The organism is Chitinophaga japonensis (assembly GCF_007830125.1).
GTDB lineage: Bacteria > Bacteroidota > Bacteroidia > Chitinophagales > Chitinophagaceae > Chitinophaga > Chitinophaga japonensis.
In genome coordinates this window covers 589,178-611,296 of sequence record NZ_VLLG01000002.1, presented here as the reverse complement: position 1 = coordinate 611,296, position 22,119 = coordinate 589,178, and the positions used below count along the sequence as shown (strand labels likewise).

Genomic DNA, 22,119 nt, shown 5'->3' with positions numbered 1-22,119 from the left:
CGCAGTTGCATACCTATATTTTAATTTTACTATTTAATATTCTACATTTATCCGCATGAACTTACTGGAGGTTAGGCATCTTAAGAAATACTATGCCACGCACAAAGCGGTAGATGATATCAGCTTTGATATCCCCAAAGGCAGCATCTTCGGCTTGCTGGGCCCCAACGGCGCCGGCAAGACCACCCTGCTCCGTATGATCACCGGCATCTTCTACCCCGATGAAGGAGAGATATGCTTTAACGACCGCCCCTTTGATCCGCAGAAAGATATACACGCCATTGGCTATATGCCCGAGGAAAGAGGCCTGTACAAAAAAATGAAGGTAGGCGACCAGGTGCTGTACCTGGCTCAACTGAAAGGGCTGCCCGAAAAAGCCGCCCGGGAAAAAGTGGACTACTGGTTCAATAAATTTGAGATCAGCGGCTGGTGGAACAAGAAGGTGGAGGAGCTGAGCAAGGGCATGCAGCAGAAGGTACAGTTCATTTCCACCATCCTGCACAACCCCGCCCTGCTGATACTGGACGAGCCTTTCTCCGGCCTGGACCCGCTCAACGCCAACCTGATCAAGCAGGAAATATTTGACCTGAGCCGCAGCGGCACCACCATCATCTTCAGCACGCACCGCATGGAGCAGGTGGAGGAGATCTGCGACCGCATTGTGCTGGTAAACAAAGGGCACAAGCTGCTGGACGGCGAGGTGCACGCCATCAAACAAACCTTCAAGGAGCACCTGTTCCGTGTAGGGGTGGGGGTAATGCCCAATTTTGCACAGATGGCTACCCACCACTTTACCATCGTGAAGCAGGAAGACCACGCCTATATCGTGAAGCTGAACGAGGACAGCAGCACCAACGACCTGCTGCTGCACTTCATCCGCCAGGATATACCGGTCACTTATTTTGAAGAGATACTACCCACCATTAACGAAATATTTATTACACAGGTACAGAAAACAGCAGGTTATGCAAAAGATATGGCTGATCATTAAAAGAGAATTCCTCACGCGCGTGCGCAAAAAGAGCTTTCTGCTGCTAACCCTGCTGATACCGCTGTTCTTTGCGGGCATCATCATCATACCCGTGGTAATAGCCGTAAAGGGTGAGGATCACAAACGGGTAGCGGTCATAGATGAAAGCGGGCTGTTTGCCGGCAAGCTGCCGGATGAAAAGGGCCTGTACTTTAAGCCGCTGGCGCAGGTAAAGATAGATACCTTCAAGCAGAACTACGATGAATACGGCTATGCCGGCGTGCTTTATATCCCGGACATCGATATTAACCGCCCCTCCGGTATAGAGTACTACAGCAAGGGACAGGCCAGCATCATGCTGGAGAGCAACCTGAACCGGCAGGTGAATGACATCATTGAAAAGAAGCGCATGGAGCTGGCCGGCATTGACCGGCAAAAGCTGGACGAGGTACGCAGCGATGTTCGGATAGCGTTCCGCAGCGGCGACGATGAAAAGCAGGGCAGCTCCACCGTAGCCTATGCTGTAGGCTATGCCAGCGGCTTTATTGTATATATTATATTGATGGTGTTCGGTATGTCTGTAATGCGCGGCGTGATGGAAGAAAAGGTGAGCCGCATTGCGGAGGTGATGATCTCCAGCGTAAAGCCCTTCCAGTTGATGATGGGCAAGATCGTGGGCATTGCCGGCGTGGGCCTGCTGCAGTTCCTCATCTGGATCGTGCTGCTGATAAGCCTGCAGATGCTGCTGCCGCTTTTCCTGTCGCCGGATAGCATACAGGCCATCGGGCAAAACGGCATGGTGGCCCGGAATGCCAATAATGCGGCCATGATGGACGCTATGGAAAAAGTGAACTTCGTGGTAGGCAGTGTAAACTGGACGCTGATCATCAGTTGCTTTATCTTCTACTTCCTGGGCGGTTACCTGTTCTACTCCGCCCTGTTTGCCGCAGTAGGCAGCCTGGTAAATGAAGACCCCAGCGATGTGCAGTCGCTGACCTTTCCCATTACCCTGCCTATCATCGTGGGCATTATGATCATGATCTCCGCAGTGCAGAATCCCAACAGCCCGCTGGCTGTATGGGGCAGCATTATACCCTTTACTTCTCCTATGGTGATGATGGCCCGCCTGCCTTACGGCGTGCCGGGCACCGTGGAATACTGGGAGCTGGGGCTGTCCATTATTTTGCTGATCGCCGGTTTCCTGTTCACTACCTGGATGGCGGGTAAGATATACCGTACCGGCATATTGCTGTACGGGAAAAAGATCACGCTGAAGGAGGCGATGAAGTGGGTGGTGAAGAGGAGTTAATTATTAATTCCCCCAGCCGCCCGCAGGTATCCCGGAACTCCTCCCATATCTCCCGCACTACGGCAGCGGCAGGCTTGATCTCATGTATCAGGGCGCTTACCTGGCCTATTTCCAGCTCGCCCTCTTCCAGGCGGCCTTCAAACATGCCTTTCTTGGCACGGCCTTTACCCAGCAGGGCCAGTAGCTCCGCGGTATCGGCGCCGCGGTCCTCGGCGGCTTTTACGCTTTCATAGAACGGGTTCCTGATCAGCCGTACCGGGGTTACCTTCTTCAGCGAAAGCACGGTATCGCCTTCCCCGGCCTGTATCACGGCCTGTTTGAAATTATCGTGGGAAGAGGCTTCCGGCGTAGCCACAAAGCGGCTGCCTACCTGCACGCCTTCCGCGCCCAACGCAAAAGCGGCTGCCATGGCCCTTCCGGAGCCAATGCCCCCGGCAGCTATCACCGGTATTTTTACTTTTTCGCATACCGCGGGGATCAGCACCATGGAGGTGGTTTCCTCGCGCCCGTTGTGCCCGCCGGCTTCAAAACCTTCTGCTACTACGGCGTCTACGCCGGCGGCTTCACTCTTGAGGGCAAAGGTGGAGCTGGATACCACGTGCACCACCGTAATGCCGGCTTCCTTCAGCACCGGTGTCCAGGTTTTGGGATTGCCGGCGCTGGTGAACACGATCTTTACGCCTTCCGCCATAATGATCTCCATCAGCCGGTCTATGTCCGGGTACAGCAAGGGCACATTCACGCCGAAGGGTTGGCTGGTGGCCTGCCTGCATTTACGGATATGCTCCTGCAATACATCGGGGTACATGCTGCCGGAACCGATCAGGCCCAGGCCGCCGGCATTGCTAACGGCGCTGGCCAAACGCCAGCCGCTGGCCCATATCATGCCGGCCTGTATAATGGGATATTTTGTATGAAAGAGTTGCGTAATGCGGTTCATATGGAGTTATTTTCAACCCAGGTCTATCTCCGTATTGTCCCCTATGTTCAGGCTCTGGCTCAGCCCGCGGATGTTGGCGTCGCTGCCGATGAGCGAGGATTTCAGCACCACTTCATAGAGGTTGGTGAAAGAGCCGATGATGGAATCCTTTACAATGGAATAGCTGATCACGCTGTTGTCCCCGATGGCTACGTTGGGGCCAATAATGGAGTGCTTGATGTTGCAGCCTTCGCCAATGCTGACCGGCGGTATGATAATGGTGCCTTCATAGGGCAGCACGGGGTTGGCGGCCAGCTTGTATTTTTTCAGCAGGATAGCGTTGGTCTCCAGCAGGGTATCCTTGCGGCCGCAGTCAAACCAGTTGCTCACCTTGAAGGGCTTGAACTGTACGTTGTGCTGTATCATGCATTCCAGCGCGTCGGTGAGCTGGAACTCGTCATGCGATTTGATCTGCTGGTCAATATTGCTTTGCAGGCAGTCGTACAACTGTTCGGTTTCCTTTATCTTGTACACGCCTACCAGCGCCATGTTGGATTTGGGTATCTGCGGTTTTTCCACCACGCGGCTGATATGGCCCTGGTCGTCCATTTCCGCTACGCCGAAGTTGCGCGGGTCGTCTACCTTCTTCAGCCCCAGCAGGGATACCGGTGAATTGATCAGCTCACTGAAATCACCTTCGCAGATGGTGTCTCCCAGTACGATCAGGATCTCGTCGTTCTGCACAATATCCCGCGTCAGCAGGATGGCGTGGCCGGTACCTTCGCGGCTGTTCTGCTGTACAAAGTGGCAGGTCAGGTCCGGGTATTTCTGTTCTACATACCGTTGTATCTTTTCGCCCAGGTATCCCACCACGAACACAAATTCCTGTATGCCGGCTTCTACCAACTGGTCTATGATGATGCTTAATATGGTTCTTCCGGCTAATGGGATCAGCGCTTTGGGCTGCGTGTATGTATGCGGGCGTAGCTTGGTGCCAGCACCTGCTACTGGTATGATGGCCTTCATTTGTCGTCTTAGGTTTAGATGGTACGCTCTGCTCGTGTTGAGTTGTTGTTCCTGCTCCGTACATGTGCCGGCCCGGAATATGGCCCTGAAGGCGTGAAGATAGTAATTTTTTTTAGTAGCATTTCACCACCCTTTGCCCTATTTTTGCAGCAAATTTTAAAGCTCCATGCAAAGAGATCACCAGATATTTGATATCATCCGCCAGGAACTGGAACGCCAGCGCCACGGCATCGAACTGATAGCTTCCGAGAACTTTACCAGCCTGCAGGTCATGCAGGCCATGGGTACTGTGCTGACCAACAAATATGCAGAAGGGTATCCGGGACGGAGATATTATGGTGGTTGCGAGGTGGTGGACCAGAGCGAGCAACTGGCGATAGACCGCGCCAAACAGATATTCGGGGTGGAATACGCCAACGTGCAGCCGCACTCCGGCGCCCAGGCCAATGCTGCCGTGATGATGGCCATCCTGCAGCCGGGCGATAAGATACTGGGCCTGGACTTGAGCATGGGCGGGCACCTGACGCACGGCTCTTCCGTGAATTATTCCGGTAAGCTCTACCAGCCCCTCTTTTATGGCGTTAATAAAGATACCGGCCTGGTGGAATACGACAAGATGGAGGAAATAGCGCTGCAGGAAAAGCCGAAGCTGATCGTATGCGGGGCCAGCGCCTACAGCCGCGACTGGGATTACAAACGCATCCGCGCCATTGCCGACCAGGTAGGCGCTTTTGTAATGGCGGACATTGCCCACCCGGCAGGCCTGATCGCCAAAGGGCTGCTGAATTCACCTTTCGGGCATTGTCATTTTGTAACCACTACTACGCATAAAACCCTGCGTGGCCCCCGCGGCGGGCTGATCCTGCTGGGTAAGGACTTTGAGAACCCCTTCGGCCTGAAAACGCCCAAAGGCGAGATCCGCATGATGAGCTCATTGCTGGATACCGCCGTATTTCCCGGCATCCAGGGCGGCCCGCTGGAGCACGTGATCGCTGCCAAAGCGGTATCCTTCTTCGAGGTGCTGACAGATGAATACGATGCTTACGCCCGGCAGATACTCCGGAACGCGCAGTCCATGGCCCGGGCCTTCGTGGAAAAAGGCTACCAGATCATTTCCGGCGGTACGGACAACCACCTGCTGCTGATAGACCTGCGCAACAAGAACATTTCCGGTAAAAAAGCCGAGCAGACGCTGGTAAAGGCAGACATTACGGTGAACAAGAACATGGTGCCTTTTGATGATAAATCCGCTTTTGTTACTTCCGGCATCCGCGTAGGCGTGCCCGCCATTACCACCCGGGGCCTGAAAGAAGAGCACATGCTGCAGATCGTGGAATGGATGGATAACCTGCTGATGGATGCGGACAATGATGCGCTGATCACCAAAGTAAGAAAAGAAGTGAACGGGTTTATGGAGCAATTCCCGCTGTACCCCGAGCTGTAAGGCTTGCAGGAAAATTAAAAAGCGAATGTGCAAATGAAATGGCCGGCCATCAGTTTGCACATTCGCTTTTTAATTTTACTTGGTTAACGCTGCAGCGAAGCGGCCAGGTAAGCCATCGCTCCCATGCCAATCTCTATCGCGCTTTCATCAATATTGAACGTAGGCGTATGTACGCCGGAGATAATGCCTTTGGCTTTGTTGGCCGTGCCCAAGCGGAAGAAGCAGGCCGGTATCACCTGGGAGTAGTAGGCAAAATCTTCCGCACCCATGCGCACCTCCGTATCTTCCACCTGTGCATCGCCCAGGTAGCCGGCCGCCAGCGAGCGGGCCTGCGCTGTTACCTGCTCATTGTTGTACAGGGTAGGATAGCCTACCAGTATCTCGATGTCTATCTCTGCGCCCATGGCCTGTGCAATGGCGGTAACCTGCTGCCGGATCAGCTCATGCGCTTTAAAGCGCCAGGTTTCGTCCATGGCGCGGAAAGTGCCCATCAGCTTTACTTCGCTGGGGATCACGTTGGTGGTATGCCCGCCGTTGAACGCGCAGATGGACAGCACGGAAGGGGAGAAGGGATCATTGTTGCGGCTGATGATCTGCTGCAGGCTTACTACCAGGTGGGAGGCCACCAGTATGGTGTCGGTAGTGAGATGCGGCGCCGCGGCATGGCCGCCTTTGCCCTTTACGGTAATGTATATCTCGTCCGCGCTGGCCATGTATTTGCCGCCGCGGAAGCCCAGCCTGCCCACTTCCAGGGAAGGGTGCACATGCAGGCCCAGGATAGCGTCCGGGCGCGGATTTTCCAGCGCGCCGTCCTTTATCATCAGGCTGGCCCCGCCGGGATGTTTTTCCTCCCCGGGCTGGAATAGTATTTTGACGGTGCCGGTCAGTTCGTCCTTCAGCTCCTGCAGTATGCGGGTAGCGCCCAGTACGCAGGTGGTGTGCACGTCATGCCCGCAGGCATGCATCACGCCTTCGTGCTGTGACTTATAAGGTACATCGTTGGCTTCGGTAATGGGCAGGGCATCCATATCGGCGCGGATGGCGATGGTGCGGCTGCCGGGATCCCGTCCCTGTATCAGCGCTACAATGCCGGTACCGGCTACATTGGCCTGGTAGGGTACGCCAAATTCATCCAGTTTTTGCCGGATGAATGCAGATGTTGCATATTCCTGGAAAGACAGTTCCGGGTGGGAATGGATATGATGCCTGATGTCAATGAATGCCGGTGCGTATTCCCTGGCCAGCGCCTTAATACGATTCTTCATTTTGCAGTTCTTTTTCCGGGGATACGTTGATGATGGCCGGCACTACAAACACACCGCCCTGGAAGTGGTTGTACAGTTTTTCCCGCAGTTCGGTAGCCTCTTCCCTGGACTTAAAATCCCCTACCCGCACCTTAAAATAAGGCGCCTGGTAATCCAGGTAGGTGCGGTATTCCGGGTACAACTGCATTACACGGGCTTTGGCGGCGGTAGCGTCATTACGCCGGTTGGTGGTGATCACCTGCACCCGGAAGCCGGGCTGGTTGCGGATAGCCAGCGTATTGATATAGATCTGTTTTTTGATCAGCATATCTATCCGGCTGTCCTTGATCACCTTTACATTCCCGCCGCTCACCGAGGCAAAAGTGCTGTCCTGTGCGGCAACTGCTCCACACACCATGATTAAAGCTGCTGTAATAAGATATTTCATAATGAAGTATTCGTTTCTTTCATGATCGCCACGCTGCTGCTGCAGCCCAGCCGGTTGGCGCCTGCGGCCACCAGTTCCCGGGCAAACGCAAAGTTACGGATACCGCCGGAAGCTTTTATCTGCACATTGGGTGGCAGGTGCTGTCGCATCAGTTGCACAGCCGCCACCGTAGCGCCTTTTTCCGCATACCCGGTGGAGGTTTTTACAAAATCCACCGCGTACCTGCCATACAGTTCGCAACATTTAATGATCTCTTCTTCCAATAATATGCCACTTTCTATGATCACTTTGATCACTTTCTGCTTATTCCGGATCAGCGGCAAAATAGTAGCGATCTCTTTTTCCAGGTAGTCCCAGTCCTGGTTGCGGATGGCGATCAGGTTGGCCACCATATCCAGTTCGTCGGCCCCGTCTACAATAGCCAGCACGGTTTCCGCTACTTTGGCCTCTATAGCGGAGTAGCCGAAAGGGAAGCCAACAACGGTGGCTACTTTTACGGAAGTGCTGCCGGTAAAGGTCCTGGCCAGTTGTACAAAGGGGGGGGGCACGCACACGGCGGCAAAATCATACTCCACTGCTTCCATGCAGAGGGTTTTGATGTCGTCCAGTGTAGTTGTAGGCTTCAGTATGGTGTGGTCTATATAGCGGTTTATTTGCATGTGGCAATACCTTCTGGATGCGAAAATAGCCCAAAAAAGTTTGGCAGGGAATTAGTATTTTTGATAGCAGGTTAAAAAAAATTATCATGAACGATTGGAAAAACAGGATCACGACTAACATCGCTCAATGCGGAGGCCGTCCCTGTATAAGAGGGATGAGAATACGTGTGATAGATGTACTTAACCTGCTTGCCGCAGGTCTCACCCAGGACCAAATACTGGAAGAGTTGCCAGACCTGGAAAGAGAGGACATTGAAGCTGCGCTCAGGTATGCCAGCAATAAACTTGATCACCCCGTAATTGCTGCATGAAAATCTGGATTGATGCACAACTCTCTCCTGCCTTAGCTGCCTGGATTAACAGGGCTTTTGATAGTATAACCGCACAATCTGTCCGCGCTTTAGGGCTCCGTGATGCTACTGATACTGAGATTTTTCAGCAGGCAGGGATACAGGAAGCGGTTATTATGACAAAAGACGATGACTTTCTCAAATTGATAGAGCAACATGGTCCCCCATCCCGAATAATCCTGATTACATGCGGGAATAGCTCAAACCAAAGAATGCGTGAAATTTTATCAAAACATCTCATAACCACTTTAACCTTGCTGAAAAAGGAAGCGGTGGTCGAAATAAGTGGAGAGTAGGCTTAAATATCTCTCTGTAAATTTAAAAGCAGGCTATTATAGCCTGCTTTTAAATTTATATGCTATCATTTAGGCATTACAGGTCTTTCCCATGGCACTGCTTGTACTTTTTGCCACTGCCGCAGGGACAGGGATCGTTACGGCCTACCTTGGGGCCTACACGTACCGGGTCCTGGCGCACGGGCTCTGCGTTGGTGGCCAGCTCCTGTTCGGTGGCAGTGGCGGCGCCATGGCCGTTGCCCTCAAACTCCTGGTGGGAAGCGCGCATGCGGCTCATATCCGTTTTCTGTTCGTGCCCTTCGCGGATCTGCTCCCGCGGCTGCCGGTCTTCCCGTACGGGAATGCCGCATTTGCAGAGGAAGGAAACGATCTCCCGGCTGGTTTCGCCATCCATTTGCTTGAAGAGGTTAAAGGCTTCAAACTTATAGATCAGCAGCGGGTCCTTTTGTTCGTACACGGCGCTTTGCACGGACTGTTTCAGGTCGTCCATGGCGCGCAGGTGCTCTTTCCAGGATTCGTCTATCAGCGCCAGGGTAATGGTGCGCTCCAGTGCGTTCAGTGTTTCCAGCCCTTCGGTGTCAATTATTTTCTGCAGGTTGGCCAGCACATTCACGCCCTTTTTACCATCGGTGAAGGGAATGGAAATGTTGTCAATATGGTGGCCCTGTTCCTTGTGGATCTGCCTGATCACCGGCAGGGTTTGCTGCGCCAACTCCTGTGATTTACGTTCGTAATGCTCTTTGGCCTGGTGATACAGCTTGGTGGTCAGCAGGGCCGTATCTGTTTTGGCCAGGTCTTCCGCGGTAATGTCCGTATCTACGGAGAAGTTCATGATCACGTCCAGCGTAAAGGCTTCATGATCCCCGCTTTCCTTGTGGGTGGTTACAATGCCTTCCGCCACATCGTAAAAAGCGTTGTCAATGTCAATGGCCAGCCGCTCGCCGAACAGGGCGTGGTTACGTTTGGCGTAAATTACCGTACGCTGCTTGTTCATCACGTCATCGTATTCCAGCAGGCGTTTACGGATACCGAAGTTATTCTCTTCCACTTTCCGCTGCGCGCGCTCAATGGAGCGGGTGATCATGCTGTGCTGGATCACTTCGCCCTCTTTATAGCCCATCCGGTCCATGAGGCCGGCAATACGGTCGGAGCCGAACATGCGCATCAGGTCGTCCTCCAGGGATACAAAGAACTGGGAAGTACCGGGATCGCCCTGGCGGCCGGCGCGGCCACGCAACTGGCGGTCTACACGGCGGCTTTCATGCCTTTCCGTACCGATGATGGCCAGGCCGCCTGCTTCTTTTACGCCGGGGCCCAGCTTGATGTCCGTACCACGGCCTGCCATGTTGGTAGCAATGGTCACAGCGCCTGCCAGGCCGGCTTCCGCCACTATCTGGGCTTCGCGCGCGTGCTGCTTGGCGTTCAGTACATTGTGCGGCACCTTGTCAAAGGTGAGCATTTTGCTCAGCAGCTCGGACACTTCCACGGAGGTGGTGCCTACCAGCACGGGACGGCCTTTTTCCTGCAGTTGCTTGATCTCTTCTATAACGGCTTTATACTTGTCGCGTTTGGTCTTGTACACCAGGTCCTCCGCATCTATACGGGTAATGGGCAGGTTGGTGGGAATGGTCACCACATCCAGCTTGTATATTTCCCAGAACTCACCGGCTTCCGTTACGGCCGTACCGGTCATACCGGCCAGCTTGTGGTACATACGGAAATAGTTCTGCAGCGTAATGGTGGCAAAGGTCTGGGTGGCGGCTTCCACCTTCACGTTCTCCTTGGCTTCTATGGCCTGGTGCAGGCCGTCGGAATAACGGCGCCCTTCCAGGATACGGCCGGTCTGCTCGTCCACGATCTTCACTTTACCGTCCATCACCACGTATTCCACGTCCTTGTCAAACAACGTATAGGCTTTCAGCAATTGCTGTACGGAGTGAATGCGGTCGGATTTCTGGGCAAACTCCTGCAGCAGCGCATCCTTGCGTTGCAGCTTCTCTTCCGGGGTAAGGTCCAGCTTTTCTATTTCCGCTACTTCGGAGCCCACGTCCGGCATTACGAAGAAGTTAACGTCCTCGCCGGCCTGGGTGATCAGGCCAATGCCTTTATCGGTCAGGTCTACGCTGTTGTTCTTTTCATCGATGTGGAAATACAGCTCCTCGTCCACTTTCGGCATTTCGCGCTGCTGGTCCGCCAGGTAGTAGTTTTCCGCCTTTTGCAGCAGCACCTTGATACCGGGCTCGCTCAGGTATTTGATCAGCGCGCTGCTTTTAGGCAGGCCGCGCCAGGCGCGCATCAGGGCCAGGCCGCCGGTTTTCGGGTCGTCCTTGCCTTCCGCTATCAGTTTTTTGGCTTCGTTCAGGTACTGGGTGGTTACCTTGCGCTGGGCTTCCACCAGGCGCTGGATGCGGGGTTTCAGCACATGAAACTCCTGCTCCTCGCCGCGGGGAATAGGCCCGGAGATGATCAGCGGGGTACGCGCATCATCTATCAGCACGCTGTCCACCTCATCCACCATGGCAAAGTGGTGCTTGCGCTGCACCATTTCCTCGGGGCTGTGCACCATGTTATCGCGCAGGTAGTCAAACCCGAATTCGTTATTGGTGCCATAGGTAATGCCTGCGTGGTAGGCGTTCCGGCGCTCGGCGCTGTTGGGCTGGTGCTTGTCGATACAGTCCACGGTGATACCGAGGAACTCGAAGATAGGACCGTTCCATTCGGCGTCACGGCGGGCCAGGTAATCGTTCACCGTTACAATGTGCACGCCTTCCCCGGCCAGTGCGTTCAGGTAAGCGGGCAGGGTAGATACCAGGGTTTTACCTTCACCCGTGGCCATTTCGGCAATCTTGCCCTGGTGCAGCACCATACCGCCGATCAACTGTACATCGTAGTGCACCATGTTCCAGGTCACGTCGCTGCCGGCGGCCTGCCAGGAGTTTTTCCACGTCACTTTGTCACCGTCAATGGCCAGGTAATTTTTATGTACTGCCAGTTGGCGGTCCAGTTCCGTGGCGGTGGCGGTGATGGTGGTATTTTGCGAAAAGCGGCGGGCGGTTTCCTTTACTACGGCAAATGCTTCGGGCAGCAGCTCGTCCAGGATTTCCTCGATCTTCTTATCCCGGTCTTTTTTCAGTTTATCTATTTCCTGGTAGATGCTGTCTTTGTCGGCTACGTCGGCTGCAGTTTCCGCTGCCTCCTGCCGGGAGGTGATGGCGGCGTCTATATCTGACAGGTGTTCCTTTATACGCTGGCGGAATTCCCGGGTTTTATTGCGAAGCTCGTCCACAGGCAGGGATTGCAGTTTTTCAAACGCCTCATTGATCTGCTTCACGCGGGGCAGCAAAGCCTTGATGTCTCTTTCCGACTTATGACCGCCAAAAATTTTTGTTAAAAAACCTAACATGAGTATAAATTAATTGAATGCGATTAATATTAAGGGTTTAAACGGATGATCACTCAAATAGCATGCTTGGAAAATACAGGTGACAAGCTGTCAGTAACACCCGGTTTTACAAGGACTGTAAAATTAGGAATAATTATAGTTATCCCTGTCTTTTCCCTGCGGAATTAGTGGTAATTCCCCGGTAATGTCCTGGTGGGGTCCCGGTGTGGTCCGGAAATGAACAGGTCCTCCGGAGATGAAGCAGTGATAACTTCCGCAAAAATTGAAAATATGCAAGAAGTTTTTATAAATTTAGACGTTTTAAAGGCACTTTAACTATTTACCTAAACTAATACCTAAAATTCACACGTATTATGGAAAAGCTGATACAGCCAAAAAAACTGTTCTACACCAGTTGTTTGGCGCTCATTGTAACTGCCATGACCTTTGCAATCAGGGCGAAGATCGTGACGATGTGGGGAAGTGATTTCCAACTGAGCGGCGAACAACTGGGGCTGATTGCCGGCACAGCTTTCTGGGGCTTTACCCTGGCGCAGATCATCGGCGGCCCGCTGATAGACCTGGTAGGCATGCGGAAAATACTGATGCTGGCGTTTATAGGGCACCTGCTGGGCGTGGTGGTCACTATTTTTGCCGCCTCCTTCTGGACCCTGTTCCTCGGCACCCTGCTGATCGGCATCGCCAACGGCAGCGTGGAAGCAGCCTGTAACCCGCTGGTGGCCACTATTTATTCCAACCAGAAAACAAAAATGCTGAATCGCTTCCATATGTGGTTCCCGGGCGGGAACGTGATCGGCGGTTTGATCGCCTATTTCATGATCGACTCGCTGCAGCTTAGCTGGCAGGCCCTCATGGGGGTGCTGCTGGTACCGGCCATTATATATGGTGTGATGTTCTTTTCACAAAAATTCCCGCAAACGGAAAGGGCCGCCTCCGGCGTATCCTATAAAGATATGCTGAAGGCCTGTGTAGGACCGCTGTTCATATTCATGGTGCTGTGCATGCTGCTTACGGCATCTACCGAGCTGGGCACTACCCAGTGGATAGAGGCGCTGCTGAAGCAGGTAGGCGTGTCTGCCATCCTGGTATTTGTATTCATTAATTTTATCATGGCCATCGGCCGTTTGTTTGCCGGCCCGGTGGTGCACCGCCTGAACCCTGCCGGCATGCTGCTGTTCTCCGCCGTATTTGCCGCGCTGGGCCTGTTCTGGCTGAGCCGCGCCAACGGCTACGAGGCCTTTGCTGCCGCCGCCGTATTCGCGGTGGGCGTTTGTTATTTCTGGCCCACCATGCTGGGCTTTGTATCTGAATACATTCCGCAAACCGGCGCCCTGGGCCTGAATATTATGGGCGGGGCGGGTATGTTGTCCGTAGCCATTATCCTGCCTTTTATGGGCAGTTGGTACGACGCCAACAAAGCGGAAGCGCTGCAGCAGGGAGCAGACCAGGTGGCGGCAGAGCTGCTGGCCGGCCGGGAGACGATGATGACCGTGGCCATCCTGCCGGTGATCCTGATCGTGGCATTTACCTTCCTGTTCATTAAGTTCAGGAAAAAACCTAAAGTAGCATTAACACCAGGGGAAGAACTGGAATTAAGTAAAGCATAAAAGACAAAATGATTATGAACCGTAAGCTAAGAATGGGTATGATCGGAGGCGGTAAGGATGCCTTCATCGGCGCTATCCACCGCATTGCCGCCAATATGGACGGCCTCATTGAACTGAAAGCAGGCGCGCTGAGCGTGAACCCGGAAGTAGCCGTGGATTCGGGGAAAATGCTCTTCCTCCAGGAAGACCGCATCTACACGGATTTTAAGACCATGCTGGAAAAAGAGGCCGCCCGCCCGGAAAGCGAACGGCTCGACTTCGTCACCATCGTTACACCCAACTTTGCCCACTTTGAACCCGCCATGATGGCCCTGGACAAAGGGTTTAACGTAGTGATAGAAAAGCCCATCACCTTCACCCTCGACGAAGCTAAACAACTGAAGGCCAAGGTGGAGCAAACCGGCCTGACCCTGCTGCTTACCCACACCTACACCGGCTACCCGCTGGTAAAGCAGGCCCGCCGCATGGTGGCCGACGGGGTATTCGGAAAGATCCGCAAGGTATGGGTAGAATACCCGCAGGGATGGCTGAGCAAGCTGTCCGAGAAAGAAGGCAATGCACAGGCTGCCTGGAGAACCGATCCCAAGCGTTCCGGCAAAAGCGGTTGTATGGGCGATATTGGCACCCACGCAGCCAACCTGGCAGAATATATCAGCGGTGCTAAAATAGAAAAGCTTTGCGCAGACCTGAACGTGCTGGTGCCCGGCCGCATGCTGGACGACGACGGCGGCGTGCTGCTGCGGTTTGACAACGGCGCTGCAGGCGTGCTGCAGGCTTCCCAGGTGGCGGCCGGTGAGGAGAATGCGCTCAAAATACGGGTATACGGCGAAAAGGGCGGCCTGGAATGGGCGCAGCATGAGCCCAATACCCTGCTGGTAAAATGGCTGGACAAGCCTACGGAAATATACCGGGCCGGCGCCAACTACGGCGGCTACCAGAGCAGCTATGCCGTGCACAATACCCGCACGCCCGGCGGCCACCCGGAAGGCTACCTGGAAGCATTCGGCAACCTGTACCGCAACTTCGCCCTCACGCTGATGGCGAAACTGGACGGACAGCAGCCGGCTCCTGAAGCGCTGGACTTCCCCAGCGTGGACGACGGCGTGCGCGGGATGGCCTTCATTGACAACGTGGTGAAGTCATCACAGAGCGAACAGAAATGGACAACGTTTGAAGTATAATTAATAATGAAGAATTAATAATTAATAATCGTGATACCGGTGCTGTGCGCAACACTGTTCTCTCCGTTATTAATTATTCATTATTAATTATTAATTGATAAAGCGAAACACCGAAATATGAAGACAATAAAAGGTCCCGGAATATTCCTGGCGCAGTTCGCAGGCGATACCGCGCCGTTCAACGATCTGAAGAGCATTTGCGAATGGGCGGCCGGCCTGGGTTTTAAAGGCGTGCAGATACCTACCTGGGTAAGCAGCTTCATAGACCTGCAAAAGGCGGCGGAAAGCAAGACCTATGCAGACGAGATAAAAGGAATTGTAAACGCCGCCGGCCTGGAGATCACGGAGCTGAGCACCCACCTCCAGGGACAACTGGTAGCCGTGCACCCGGCGTATAATGAGCTGTTTGACGGTTTTGCACCGGAGCAGTACCGGGGCAACCCGGCTGCCCGTACGGAATGGGCCGTGAATCAACTGAAGTATGCGGCTAAAGCCAGCAGCAACCTGGGCCTGAAAGCCCATGCCACCTTCAGCGGCGCACTGCTGTGGCATACCGTGTACCCCTGGCCCCAGCGCCCCGCCGGCCTGGTAGACACCGGCTTTAAAGAGCTGGCCAACCGCTGGCTGCCTATTCTCAACGAGTTTGACGCCAACGGCGTGGACGTATGCTACGAGATACACCCCGGCGAGGACCTGCACGACGGCATTACTTACGAGCGTTTCCTGGAAGCCACCGGCAACCATGCCCGCGCCTGCCTCCTGTACGATCCCAGCCATTTTGTTTTACAATGTCTCGATTATCTGGAGTATATTGACATCTACCACGAGAAGATCAGGATGTTCCATGTAAAGGATGCAGAGTTCAATCCTACCGGCCGTTCCGGCGTGTACGGCGGCTACCAGGGCTGGATAGACCGCCCCGGCAGGTTCCGCTCCCTGGGCGACGGACAGGTGGATTTTAAAGCAGTATTCAGTAAATTAACGCAATATGGCTTTGACGGGTGGGCAGTCATGGAATGGGAATGCTGCATGAAACACCCCGAAGACGGCGCCCGCGAAGGCGCGCCTTTCATCAAGGAGCATATCATCAGGGTCACTGAGAAAGCATTTGATGATTTTGCCGGCACCGGCGCAGATGAAGCACTGAACAGGAAAGTCCTGGGTTTATAACAATTAATAATGAAGAATTGATAATTAATAATCGTGACAGGGGTGTTTCAGTGAAACACGATTGCTACAGGTATTATTAATTTTTCATTATTAATTATTAATTTATTAACGACTAAACAATTATTCTACAAGCAATGAGAAAGCGATTTTTGGCGCCGTTCGTATTGAGTGCCGTATTCTTTGCTGCGTGCGGAGGAGGACAAAACAACAGTGAGCAACAGGCCGATGCCGGGGAAGGTACGGCGGTAGACAGCTCTATGGTAGCACCCGGTGCCAACGCGCCCGTGCCCAAAGGCAAAGCCCTGATCGATGACCAGGACTGCAAAACCTGCCACAAGCCGGATACCAAGCTGGTAGGCCCGGGCTATAAGGAAATAGCGCAGAAGTACCCGAACAATGAGGAAACCATTTCCATGCTGGCCGACAAGATCATCAAAGGCGGCGCCGGCAACTGGGGCGAAGTGGCCATGCTGCCGCACCCTAGCGTGCCCAGGGAAGATGCGGAGGAAATGGTGAAATATATTATGTCTCTGAAATAAGAAGAAAGAAGTAAGAGGTAAGAAGTAAGAATCAAATCCGTACCGATCATCTTACCTCTTACTTCCCGCTTCCTATTGTTCCCGTTCATAAAAAACAATGGGGAAAACCACCTATTCTTGTATACATTACAGGCAGCTAAATTGCTAAAAGTACTCAGTTATGATCAGATCCATTATCAGCTCCGCCCTCATTACAGGAGCTTTGATCACCACGTCTGTTGCCACAGCGCAGCAAGTAAACAAGCTCACGCCTAAAGAAGAAAAAGCCGGCTGGAAACTCCTGTTCGACGGTAAAACTACCAATGGCTGGCACACCTATCTCCAGGACAACGTAAGCCCCGCCTGGAAAGTGGTGGACGGCGCCCTGGAGCTGGACCCGGAAGCCAAAAAATCCGGCGCTCACGGCGGCGACCTGGTGACCGACGGGGAATATGAGAACTATGAGCTGGCCCTCCAGTGGAAAATTTCCGAAGGCGGCAACAGCGGCATCATATTCGGTGTGCACGAAGATCCAAAGTTCAAACAAACCTACCTTACCGGCCCGGAAATGCAGGTGCTGGACGATGCGAAGCATCCCGACGGAAAGATCACCAAACATAATTCCGGCGATTTGTATGATATGAAGAAGTCCGCCAAAAATGCCGTAAAACCGGTAGGAGAGTGGAACCAGGTGAAAATAAGGAAGAAAGACGGCCTCCTCACCTTCTGGCTCAATGGCGTACAGACGGTATCCGTAATGATGGGCTCCGATGAGTGGAAACAACTGCTGGCCAACAGCAAGTTCAAAACCTGGGAAGGATTTGGCGTATACAGCAAAGGTCACATCGCCCTGCAGGACCACGGTAATAAAGTGTGGTACCGGGATATTAAGATAAGAGAATTATGAAGTAAGAGGTAGGAAGTACGATGAAGAAAGTGACTCGCTTCAATCATCATACTTCCTACTTCATACATCTAACACATGTTTCAACTATGCGCAGCATAACACTCATACTCCTCCTGGCCGCCTGCATGTCTGCCCAGACAAGGCCCGCGCCAAAGCTGCTGGTATTCTCCAAAACAAAGGGATTCCGGCACGACTGTATTCCCGTGGGTAAACTGGCCATGCTGAAGCTGGGCCGCGACAACGGTTTTACCGTGGACACCACGGAGGATGACGCTGTCTTTACGCCGGCCGGCCTGCAGCAGTATGCCGCCGTTATGTTCTTTAACACCACCGGCGATGTGCTGGACGATGCACAGCAGGCGGCAATGGAAGCGTATGTCCGTAACGGCGGCGGTTTCGTCGGCGTGCACGCAGCTACGGATACAGAGTATGACTGGCCCTGGTACAATAAGCTGGTGGGCGCCTATTTTGCCAGTCACCCCAGGCAGCAGGAAGCCTCGCTGCTGGTGACAAACAAGCAGCATCCCGCTACCCGGCACCTGCCGGAAAAATGGGTGCGCAAAGACGAATGGTATAACTTTAAAAATATTAATCCGGATACCCATGTGCTCATTAAAATAGATGAGCGCTCCTATGAAGGCGGAACAAACGGCGACAATCATCCCATGTGCTGGTACCACGATTTTGACGGCGGCCGCGCTTTTTACACGGCGCTGGGGCATACCCAGGCATCCTATGAAGATCCGGCGTTCCTGCAGCATGTGCTCGGAGGCATCCGTTACGCCATGGGCTCGCAACAGCAATAACAAGTATTTCACACAACATAATGAAGAACATCATCATCGCAGCGGTAATGATAGGATTGGGCGCCTGTATGACCGCTTGCAATAAAACCCGCCCCGGAAAGCCCAAAGTGCTGGTATTTACCAAAACAATGGGTTTCCGCCATGCATCTATCCCTGCCGGTATTAAAGCCATTCAGCAGCTCGGCGAAAAGAACGGCTTCATCGTAGACACCACGGAAAATGCCGATAAGTTTACAGAAGATTCCCTGCAGCAGTATGCTGCCGTTGTGTTCCTCAACACCACCGGCGATGTGCTGAACCATTACCAGGAAGCGGATTTTGAACGGTACATACAGGCCGGCGGCGGCTTTGTAGGCATACACGCCGCTACAGACACCGAGTATGACTGGGGCTGGTACGGGCAACTGGTAGGCGCTTATTTCGACAATCACCCGCCCGGCGTGCACAAGGCCACGCTGATGGTAAAGGACAAAACGTTTGGCGCCACCAAAGGGCTGCCCGAAAAATGGGAGCATACCGACGAGTGGTACAACTTCAAAAAGCTGAACAAGAACACCCATGTGCTGGTATCCGTAGATGAAAAGACCTACAAGGGCGGCACCATGGGCGATCACCCTATTAGCTGGTACCACGACTTTGACGGCGGCCGCGCTTTCTATACGGAGCTGGGCCATACCGATGAAAGCTATACGGAGCCGGCTTACCTGCAGCATATCCTGGGAGGCATCCAATATGCCATTGGTAAGAACCAGCTCATGGACTACGGCAGGGCCACTACCCTGCGCGTACCGGCAGAGGACCGTTTTACAAAGAGCGTACTGGTATCCGGCGAATTCTTTGAGCCTACGGAAATGACCGTGCTGCCGGACCTGAGCATCCTGGTGGCGCAGCGCCGTGGTGAGATCATGTTCTACAACCAGGCCACCCGCAAGCTTACACAGGCGGGCAAGCTGGATGTATACTATAAAACGGACCTGCCCAATGTAAATGCAGAAGAAGGGGTGCTGGGCATTACCGCCGATCCGGATTTTAAGAACAATCACTACGTATATATTTATTATTCGCCGGCGGATACTTCCGTAAACCGCCTGTCCCGCTTTAAGTTTGAGAACAACCAACTGGACATGCAGTCCGAAAAAATAGTGCTGCAACTGTTCTCCCAGCGCCAGATATGCTGCCATACGGGCGGCTCCCTGGCTTTTGGCGGCGATGGCCTGCTGTACCTCTCCACCGGCGACAACAGTACGCCTTTTGACGAGCCCGGGCAAAAATATGTGAGCAAGGGCTATGCGCCCCTGGACGACCGTCCCGGCCACGAGCAGTACGATGACCGCCGCAGCTCCGGCAACACCAATGACCTGCGCGGCAAGATCCTGCGCATTAAGATGAAGGAGGACGGCAGCTACGATATCCCCGCCGGCAACCTGTTTAAACCTGGTACGGCGAAAACCCGCCCGGAGATATACGTAATGGGCACACGTAATCCTTACCGCATATCCATAGACAGGAAAAACAATTACCTGTACTGGGGCGAAGTAGGGCCGGATGCCAACAACGATGATCCCAACCGCGGTCCCCGCGGTTATGACGAGGTGAACCAGGCTAAGAAGCCCGGCAACTTCGGCTATCCCTTTTTTGTAGGGAACAACTACGCCTATCACGCTTTCAATTATGAAACGGGAGAAAGCGGCCCGGCCTTTGACCCGGCCAAACCGGTCAACAACTCCCGCAACAATACCGGCCTGAAGGAACTGCCGCCTGCGCAGCCTGCATTTATCTGGTACCCTTATGCCAAATCGCCTGACTTCCCGCAGGTGGGCAGCGGCGGCCGTAATGCCATGGCCGGCCCGGTATATTACGAAGAGTTTTACCCGAAAGCCACCCGCTTCCCGGCTTACTATAACGGCAAGCTGTTTATCTATGACTGGGTGCGCGGCTGGATAAAGGCCGTTACCATGAACGCCGACGGCAGCTATTCCAAGATGGAGCCCTTTATGGAGCATACCAAGCTGAATGCGCCCATAGACATGGAAATGGGCCCGGACGGCCGCCTGTACATACTGGAATATGGCAACGGCTGGTTCAGCAAGAACCCGGATGCGGGCCTGGTTCGTATAGACTTTAACGGTGGCAACCGCCCGCCTAAAGCGGTATTGACGGCCAGCAAGCTCACCGGCGGCCTGCCCTTTACGGTGAAGCTCAGCGCTAAAAATTCATCGGACCCGGATGGCGATAAGCTCAGCTATCTCTGGTACTTCGGAAATGGCACTAAGAAAGAGACCACCGAGCCGGAAGTGGAGTATACCTACACCCAGGCCGGCGAATACCCGGTAGCGCTGGAGGTGTTTGACGATAAAGGCGCCAGCACCCGCAGCTACACTACCACGTTGTATGCCGGCAATGAAACACCGGATGTGAAAATAGCGATTGCCGGTAACCAGATGTTCTATTTCCCCGGTAAAAAGGTGCACTATAGCGTTACCATCGATGACCGGGAAGACGGCAGCAGCGCAGCCGGCAAACTGGATCTTTCCAATGTGTACGTAAAGGCGGAATACATGGAAGGAAAAGATAAAGCCGGCCTGCCGCAGGGCCACCAGGTCATTTCCGGCGCTATTGCCGGCAAGAACCTGATGGAGTCCAGCGATTGCAAAACCTGTCATAAAGTGGATGAAAAATCCATCGGCCCTTCCTTTAAGGAAGTAGCGGAAAAATATAAGAACGATCCTGCCGCGCCGGACTACCTGGCAGACAAGATCATCAAAGGCGGCGGCGGTGTATGGGGAGAAACGGCCATGGCGGCCCATCCTACCATCACCAGCAGCGAATCGCACCAGATCGTGGAATGGATCATGTCGCATGCGGCAGACGCCAAAAAGCCATCCTCGCTGCCTTTGAGCGGAGACATTGATCCCACGGTAGGCAACCCGTTGAAAGAAAAAGGCGTGTTCTACCTGCTGGCCAGCTATACGGACAAAGGCGGCCCGGGCATAAAACCCATTACCGGCACCGCTACGGTAGAGCTGTATAATTCCAGGCTGTCGGCAGCGGACTATGACAAAGTAGACGGCCTGTCCACTTACAGCGCAGATGGCCTGAAGCTGCTCATTCCCGCCGTGAATACGGAAGGCTGGGCCGCTTATAACAACCTGGACCTGACAGATGTAAACGCCATAGAGGTAGTATACTTCCTGCAGCAGGCGCCCAAATCCGGTTATGTGGTAGAAGCGCTGCTGGACGGCCTGCAAGGCACTAAGCTGGGCGAGGTGACTATTGGTCCCGGCGGCAAACCGATGACGCCCAACTCGGCTGTTATCAGCTTTGCTCCCATTACGGATGGGAAGCCGCATACCTTGTACATGCGCCTGAAAGCAGCGGATGCCGGGGAGCAAACGCCCCTGGGCATTGCCGCCTGGCAGTTGCTGGCGAAGTAAGGCTTGAAATATGATGAAGTATAAAAAGGGCTGCCTGTAAAAGGTGGCCCTTTTGAATTTATTCTTGTAATTTTGAATGCCACATAACCGGAATAGCAAATGAAAGCCTATAAGTTAGACAGAACCAGCTTTAAAATGATGACTTTTCAAGAGGCTGACAAACAACATGTCTTTGACACGAGCGTTTCTTTAGCCGAACGGTTACGGCAAGCCTATTACCTCATTTCCAAGGCATATGGATTTTCTATGGAAATGCCGCCAAAGCTGGATAGAAGTTGTTTTTCAAGCCGGAAACTGAATCAATAAATAATGGGGAATATATTCAATGATGACTTCAGGGATTTTATTCAAGCCCTCAATAATCACAATGTCGAATATATTGTTGTAGGCGGCTACGCGGTTATTCTTCACGGGTACCGAAGGCCAAC

General features: G+C 53.4%; 18 protein-coding genes. 12 read left to right on the top strand and 6 right to left on the bottom strand.

Going from position 1 to position 22,119, the window contains the following annotated elements:
- Positions 1-55 precede the first annotated feature (55 nt).
- Both LX66_RS02335 and LX66_RS02330 read left to right on the top strand, forming a co-directional pair.
- Entirely contained in the window at positions 56-991 is a 936-nt protein-coding gene (locus LX66_RS02335; RefSeq protein WP_145710282.1) for an ABC transporter ATP-binding protein, read from the top strand.
- Complete coding sequence (locus LX66_RS02330) at positions 966-2,279, top strand: ABC transporter permease (RefSeq protein WP_145710281.1); 1,314 nt, start codon at positions 966-968, stop codon at positions 2,277-2,279. Before LX66_RS02335 ends, LX66_RS02330 begins: the two co-directional genes overlap by 26 nt.
- Here the strand turns inward: LX66_RS02330 and LX66_RS02325 are convergent.
- Together LX66_RS02325 and LX66_RS02320 are read right to left on the bottom strand one after the other, a co-directional pair.
- Positions 2,236-3,219 (bottom strand): NAD(P)H-dependent flavin oxidoreductase, encoded by a 984-nt coding sequence (locus LX66_RS02325; RefSeq protein ID WP_145710280.1) that lies wholly within the window; start codon positions 3,217-3,219, stop codon positions 2,236-2,238. The genes LX66_RS02330 and LX66_RS02325 overlap by 44 nt on opposite strands.
- Positions 3,220-3,231: 12 nt before the next feature.
- A complete protein-coding gene (locus tag LX66_RS02320; RefSeq protein ID WP_145710279.1) occupies positions 3,232-4,224 on the bottom strand; it encodes a sugar phosphate nucleotidyltransferase in 993 nt (330 codons plus the stop codon).
- Between the two features lie 166 nt (positions 4,225-4,390).
- On the opposite strand from LX66_RS02320, the gene LX66_RS02315 reads away from it, so the two are divergent.
- Complete coding sequence (locus tag LX66_RS02315) at positions 4,391-5,668, top strand: serine hydroxymethyltransferase (RefSeq protein WP_145710278.1); 1,278 nt, start codon at positions 4,391-4,393, stop codon at positions 5,666-5,668.
- Positions 5,669-5,751: 83 nt separating this feature from the next.
- Here LX66_RS02315 and LX66_RS02310 read toward each other — a convergent pair whose 3' ends face one another.
- From LX66_RS02310 to deoC, 3 genes are read right to left on the bottom strand one after another with little or no spacing between them, the layout of a single operon-like run.
- Positions 5,752-6,933: a M20 metallopeptidase family protein gene (locus LX66_RS02310; protein ID WP_145710277.1), complete on the bottom strand. Its 1,182-nt coding sequence runs from the start codon at positions 6,931-6,933 to the stop codon at positions 5,752-5,754.
- Entirely contained in the window at positions 6,917-7,330 is a 414-nt protein-coding gene (locus tag LX66_RS02305) for an SPOR domain-containing protein (protein WP_158642509.1), read from the bottom strand. Before LX66_RS02305 ends, LX66_RS02310 begins: the two co-directional genes overlap by 17 nt.
- A gap of 26 nt (positions 7,331-7,356) precedes the next feature.
- Complete coding sequence (gene deoC, locus LX66_RS02300; RefSeq protein WP_145710275.1) at positions 7,357-8,019, bottom strand: deoxyribose-phosphate aldolase; 663 nt, start codon at positions 8,017-8,019, stop codon at positions 7,357-7,359.
- Between the two features lie 86 nt (positions 8,020-8,105).
- Between deoC and LX66_RS02295 the strand changes: the two genes are divergently transcribed.
- Both LX66_RS02295 and LX66_RS02290 read left to right on the top strand, forming a co-directional pair.
- Positions 8,106-8,330 (top strand): DUF433 domain-containing protein, encoded by a 225-nt coding sequence (locus tag LX66_RS02295; protein ID WP_145710274.1) that lies wholly within the window; start codon positions 8,106-8,108, stop codon positions 8,328-8,330.
- Positions 8,327-8,665 carry a DUF5615 family PIN-like protein gene (locus LX66_RS02290; protein ID WP_145710273.1) on the top strand — a complete coding sequence of 113 codons (339 nt, stop codon included), beginning with the start codon at positions 8,327-8,329 and terminating at the stop codon, positions 8,663-8,665. The genes LX66_RS02295 and LX66_RS02290 overlap by 4 nt, the downstream gene beginning before the upstream one ends.
- 76 nt (positions 8,666-8,741) lie before the next feature.
- On the opposite strand, the gene secA is transcribed toward LX66_RS02290, so the two are convergent.
- Positions 8,742-12,068: a preprotein translocase subunit SecA gene (gene secA, locus LX66_RS02285; RefSeq protein ID WP_145710272.1), complete on the bottom strand. Its 3,327-nt coding sequence runs from the start codon at positions 12,066-12,068 to the stop codon at positions 8,742-8,744.
- Positions 12,069-12,421: 353 nt separating this feature from the next.
- Between secA and LX66_RS02280 the strand changes: the two genes are divergently transcribed.
- From LX66_RS02280 to LX66_RS02250, 7 genes are all read left to right on the top strand, one after another.
- Positions 12,422-13,675 carry an MFS transporter gene (locus tag LX66_RS02280; RefSeq protein ID WP_145710271.1) on the top strand — a complete coding sequence of 418 codons (1,254 nt, stop codon included), beginning with the start codon at positions 12,422-12,424 and terminating at the stop codon, positions 13,673-13,675.
- A gap of 14 nt (positions 13,676-13,689) precedes the next feature.
- Complete coding sequence (locus LX66_RS02275) at positions 13,690-14,856, top strand: Gfo/Idh/MocA family protein (protein WP_145710270.1); 1,167 nt, start codon at positions 13,690-13,692, stop codon at positions 14,854-14,856.
- 117 nt (positions 14,857-14,973) lie between these two features.
- Positions 14,974-16,026: a sugar phosphate isomerase/epimerase family protein gene (locus LX66_RS02270; protein ID WP_145710269.1), complete on the top strand. Its 1,053-nt coding sequence runs from the start codon at positions 14,974-14,976 to the stop codon at positions 16,024-16,026.
- 134 nt (positions 16,027-16,160) lie between these two features.
- Entirely contained in the window at positions 16,161-16,565 is a 405-nt protein-coding gene (locus tag LX66_RS02265; RefSeq protein ID WP_145710268.1) for a c-type cytochrome, read from the top strand.
- 160 nt (positions 16,566-16,725) lie between these two features.
- Positions 16,726-17,451: a 3-keto-disaccharide hydrolase gene (locus LX66_RS02260; protein ID WP_244620262.1), complete on the top strand. Its 726-nt coding sequence runs from the start codon at positions 16,726-16,728 to the stop codon at positions 17,449-17,451.
- 86 nt (positions 17,452-17,537) lie between these two features.
- The gene (locus tag LX66_RS02255; RefSeq protein WP_145710267.1) at positions 17,538-18,257 is read left to right on the top strand and encodes a ThuA domain-containing protein; all 720 of its coding nucleotides are present in this window, start codon (positions 17,538-17,540) and stop codon (positions 18,255-18,257) included.
- 20 nt (positions 18,258-18,277) lie between these two features.
- A complete protein-coding gene (locus LX66_RS02250; protein ID WP_211365955.1) occupies positions 18,278-21,691 on the top strand; it encodes a ThuA domain-containing protein in 3,414 nt (1,137 codons plus the stop codon).
- The last annotated feature ends 428 nt before the right edge of the window (positions 21,692-22,119 follow it).

Bases quoted from the DNA above. Each gene is read 5' to 3' on its own strand.
- LX66_RS02335 (WP_145710282.1), top strand. From the start codon at position 56: ATGAACTTACTGGAGGTTAGGCATCTTAAGAAATACTATGCCACGCAC.
- LX66_RS02330 (WP_145710281.1), top strand. From the start codon at position 966: ATGCAAAAGATATGGCTGATCATTAAAAGAGAATTCCTCACGCGCGTG.
- LX66_RS02325 (WP_145710280.1), bottom strand. From the start codon at position 3,219: ATGAACCGCATTACGCAACTCTTTCATACAAAATATCCCATTATACAG.
- LX66_RS02320 (WP_145710279.1), bottom strand. From the start codon at position 4,224: ATGAAGGCCATCATACCAGTAGCAGGTGCTGGCACCAAGCTACGCCCG.
- LX66_RS02315 (WP_145710278.1), top strand. From the start codon at position 4,391: ATGCAAAGAGATCACCAGATATTTGATATCATCCGCCAGGAACTGGAA.
- LX66_RS02310 (WP_145710277.1), bottom strand. From the start codon at position 6,933: ATGAAGAATCGTATTAAGGCGCTGGCCAGGGAATACGCACCGGCATTC.
- LX66_RS02305 (WP_158642509.1), bottom strand. From the start codon at position 7,330: ATGGTGTGTGGAGCAGTTGCCGCACAGGACAGCACTTTTGCCTCGGTG.
- deoC (WP_145710275.1), bottom strand. From the start codon at position 8,019: ATGCAAATAAACCGCTATATAGACCACACCATACTGAAGCCTACAACT.
- LX66_RS02295 (WP_145710274.1), top strand. From the start codon at position 8,106: ATGAACGATTGGAAAAACAGGATCACGACTAACATCGCTCAATGCGGA.
- LX66_RS02290 (WP_145710273.1), top strand. From the start codon at position 8,327: ATGAAAATCTGGATTGATGCACAACTCTCTCCTGCCTTAGCTGCCTGG.
- secA (WP_145710272.1), bottom strand. From the start codon at position 12,068: ATGTTAGGTTTTTTAACAAAAATTTTTGGCGGTCATAAGTCGGAAAGA.
- LX66_RS02280 (WP_145710271.1), top strand. From the start codon at position 12,422: ATGGAAAAGCTGATACAGCCAAAAAAACTGTTCTACACCAGTTGTTTG.
- LX66_RS02275 (WP_145710270.1), top strand. From the start codon at position 13,690: ATGAACCGTAAGCTAAGAATGGGTATGATCGGAGGCGGTAAGGATGCC.
- LX66_RS02270 (WP_145710269.1), top strand. From the start codon at position 14,974: ATGAAGACAATAAAAGGTCCCGGAATATTCCTGGCGCAGTTCGCAGGC.
- LX66_RS02265 (WP_145710268.1), top strand. From the start codon at position 16,161: ATGAGAAAGCGATTTTTGGCGCCGTTCGTATTGAGTGCCGTATTCTTT.
- LX66_RS02260 (WP_244620262.1), top strand. From the start codon at position 16,726: ATGATCAGATCCATTATCAGCTCCGCCCTCATTACAGGAGCTTTGATC.
- LX66_RS02255 (WP_145710267.1), top strand. From the start codon at position 17,538: ATGCGCAGCATAACACTCATACTCCTCCTGGCCGCCTGCATGTCTGCC.
- LX66_RS02250 (WP_211365955.1), top strand. From the start codon at position 18,278: ATGAAGAACATCATCATCGCAGCGGTAATGATAGGATTGGGCGCCTGT.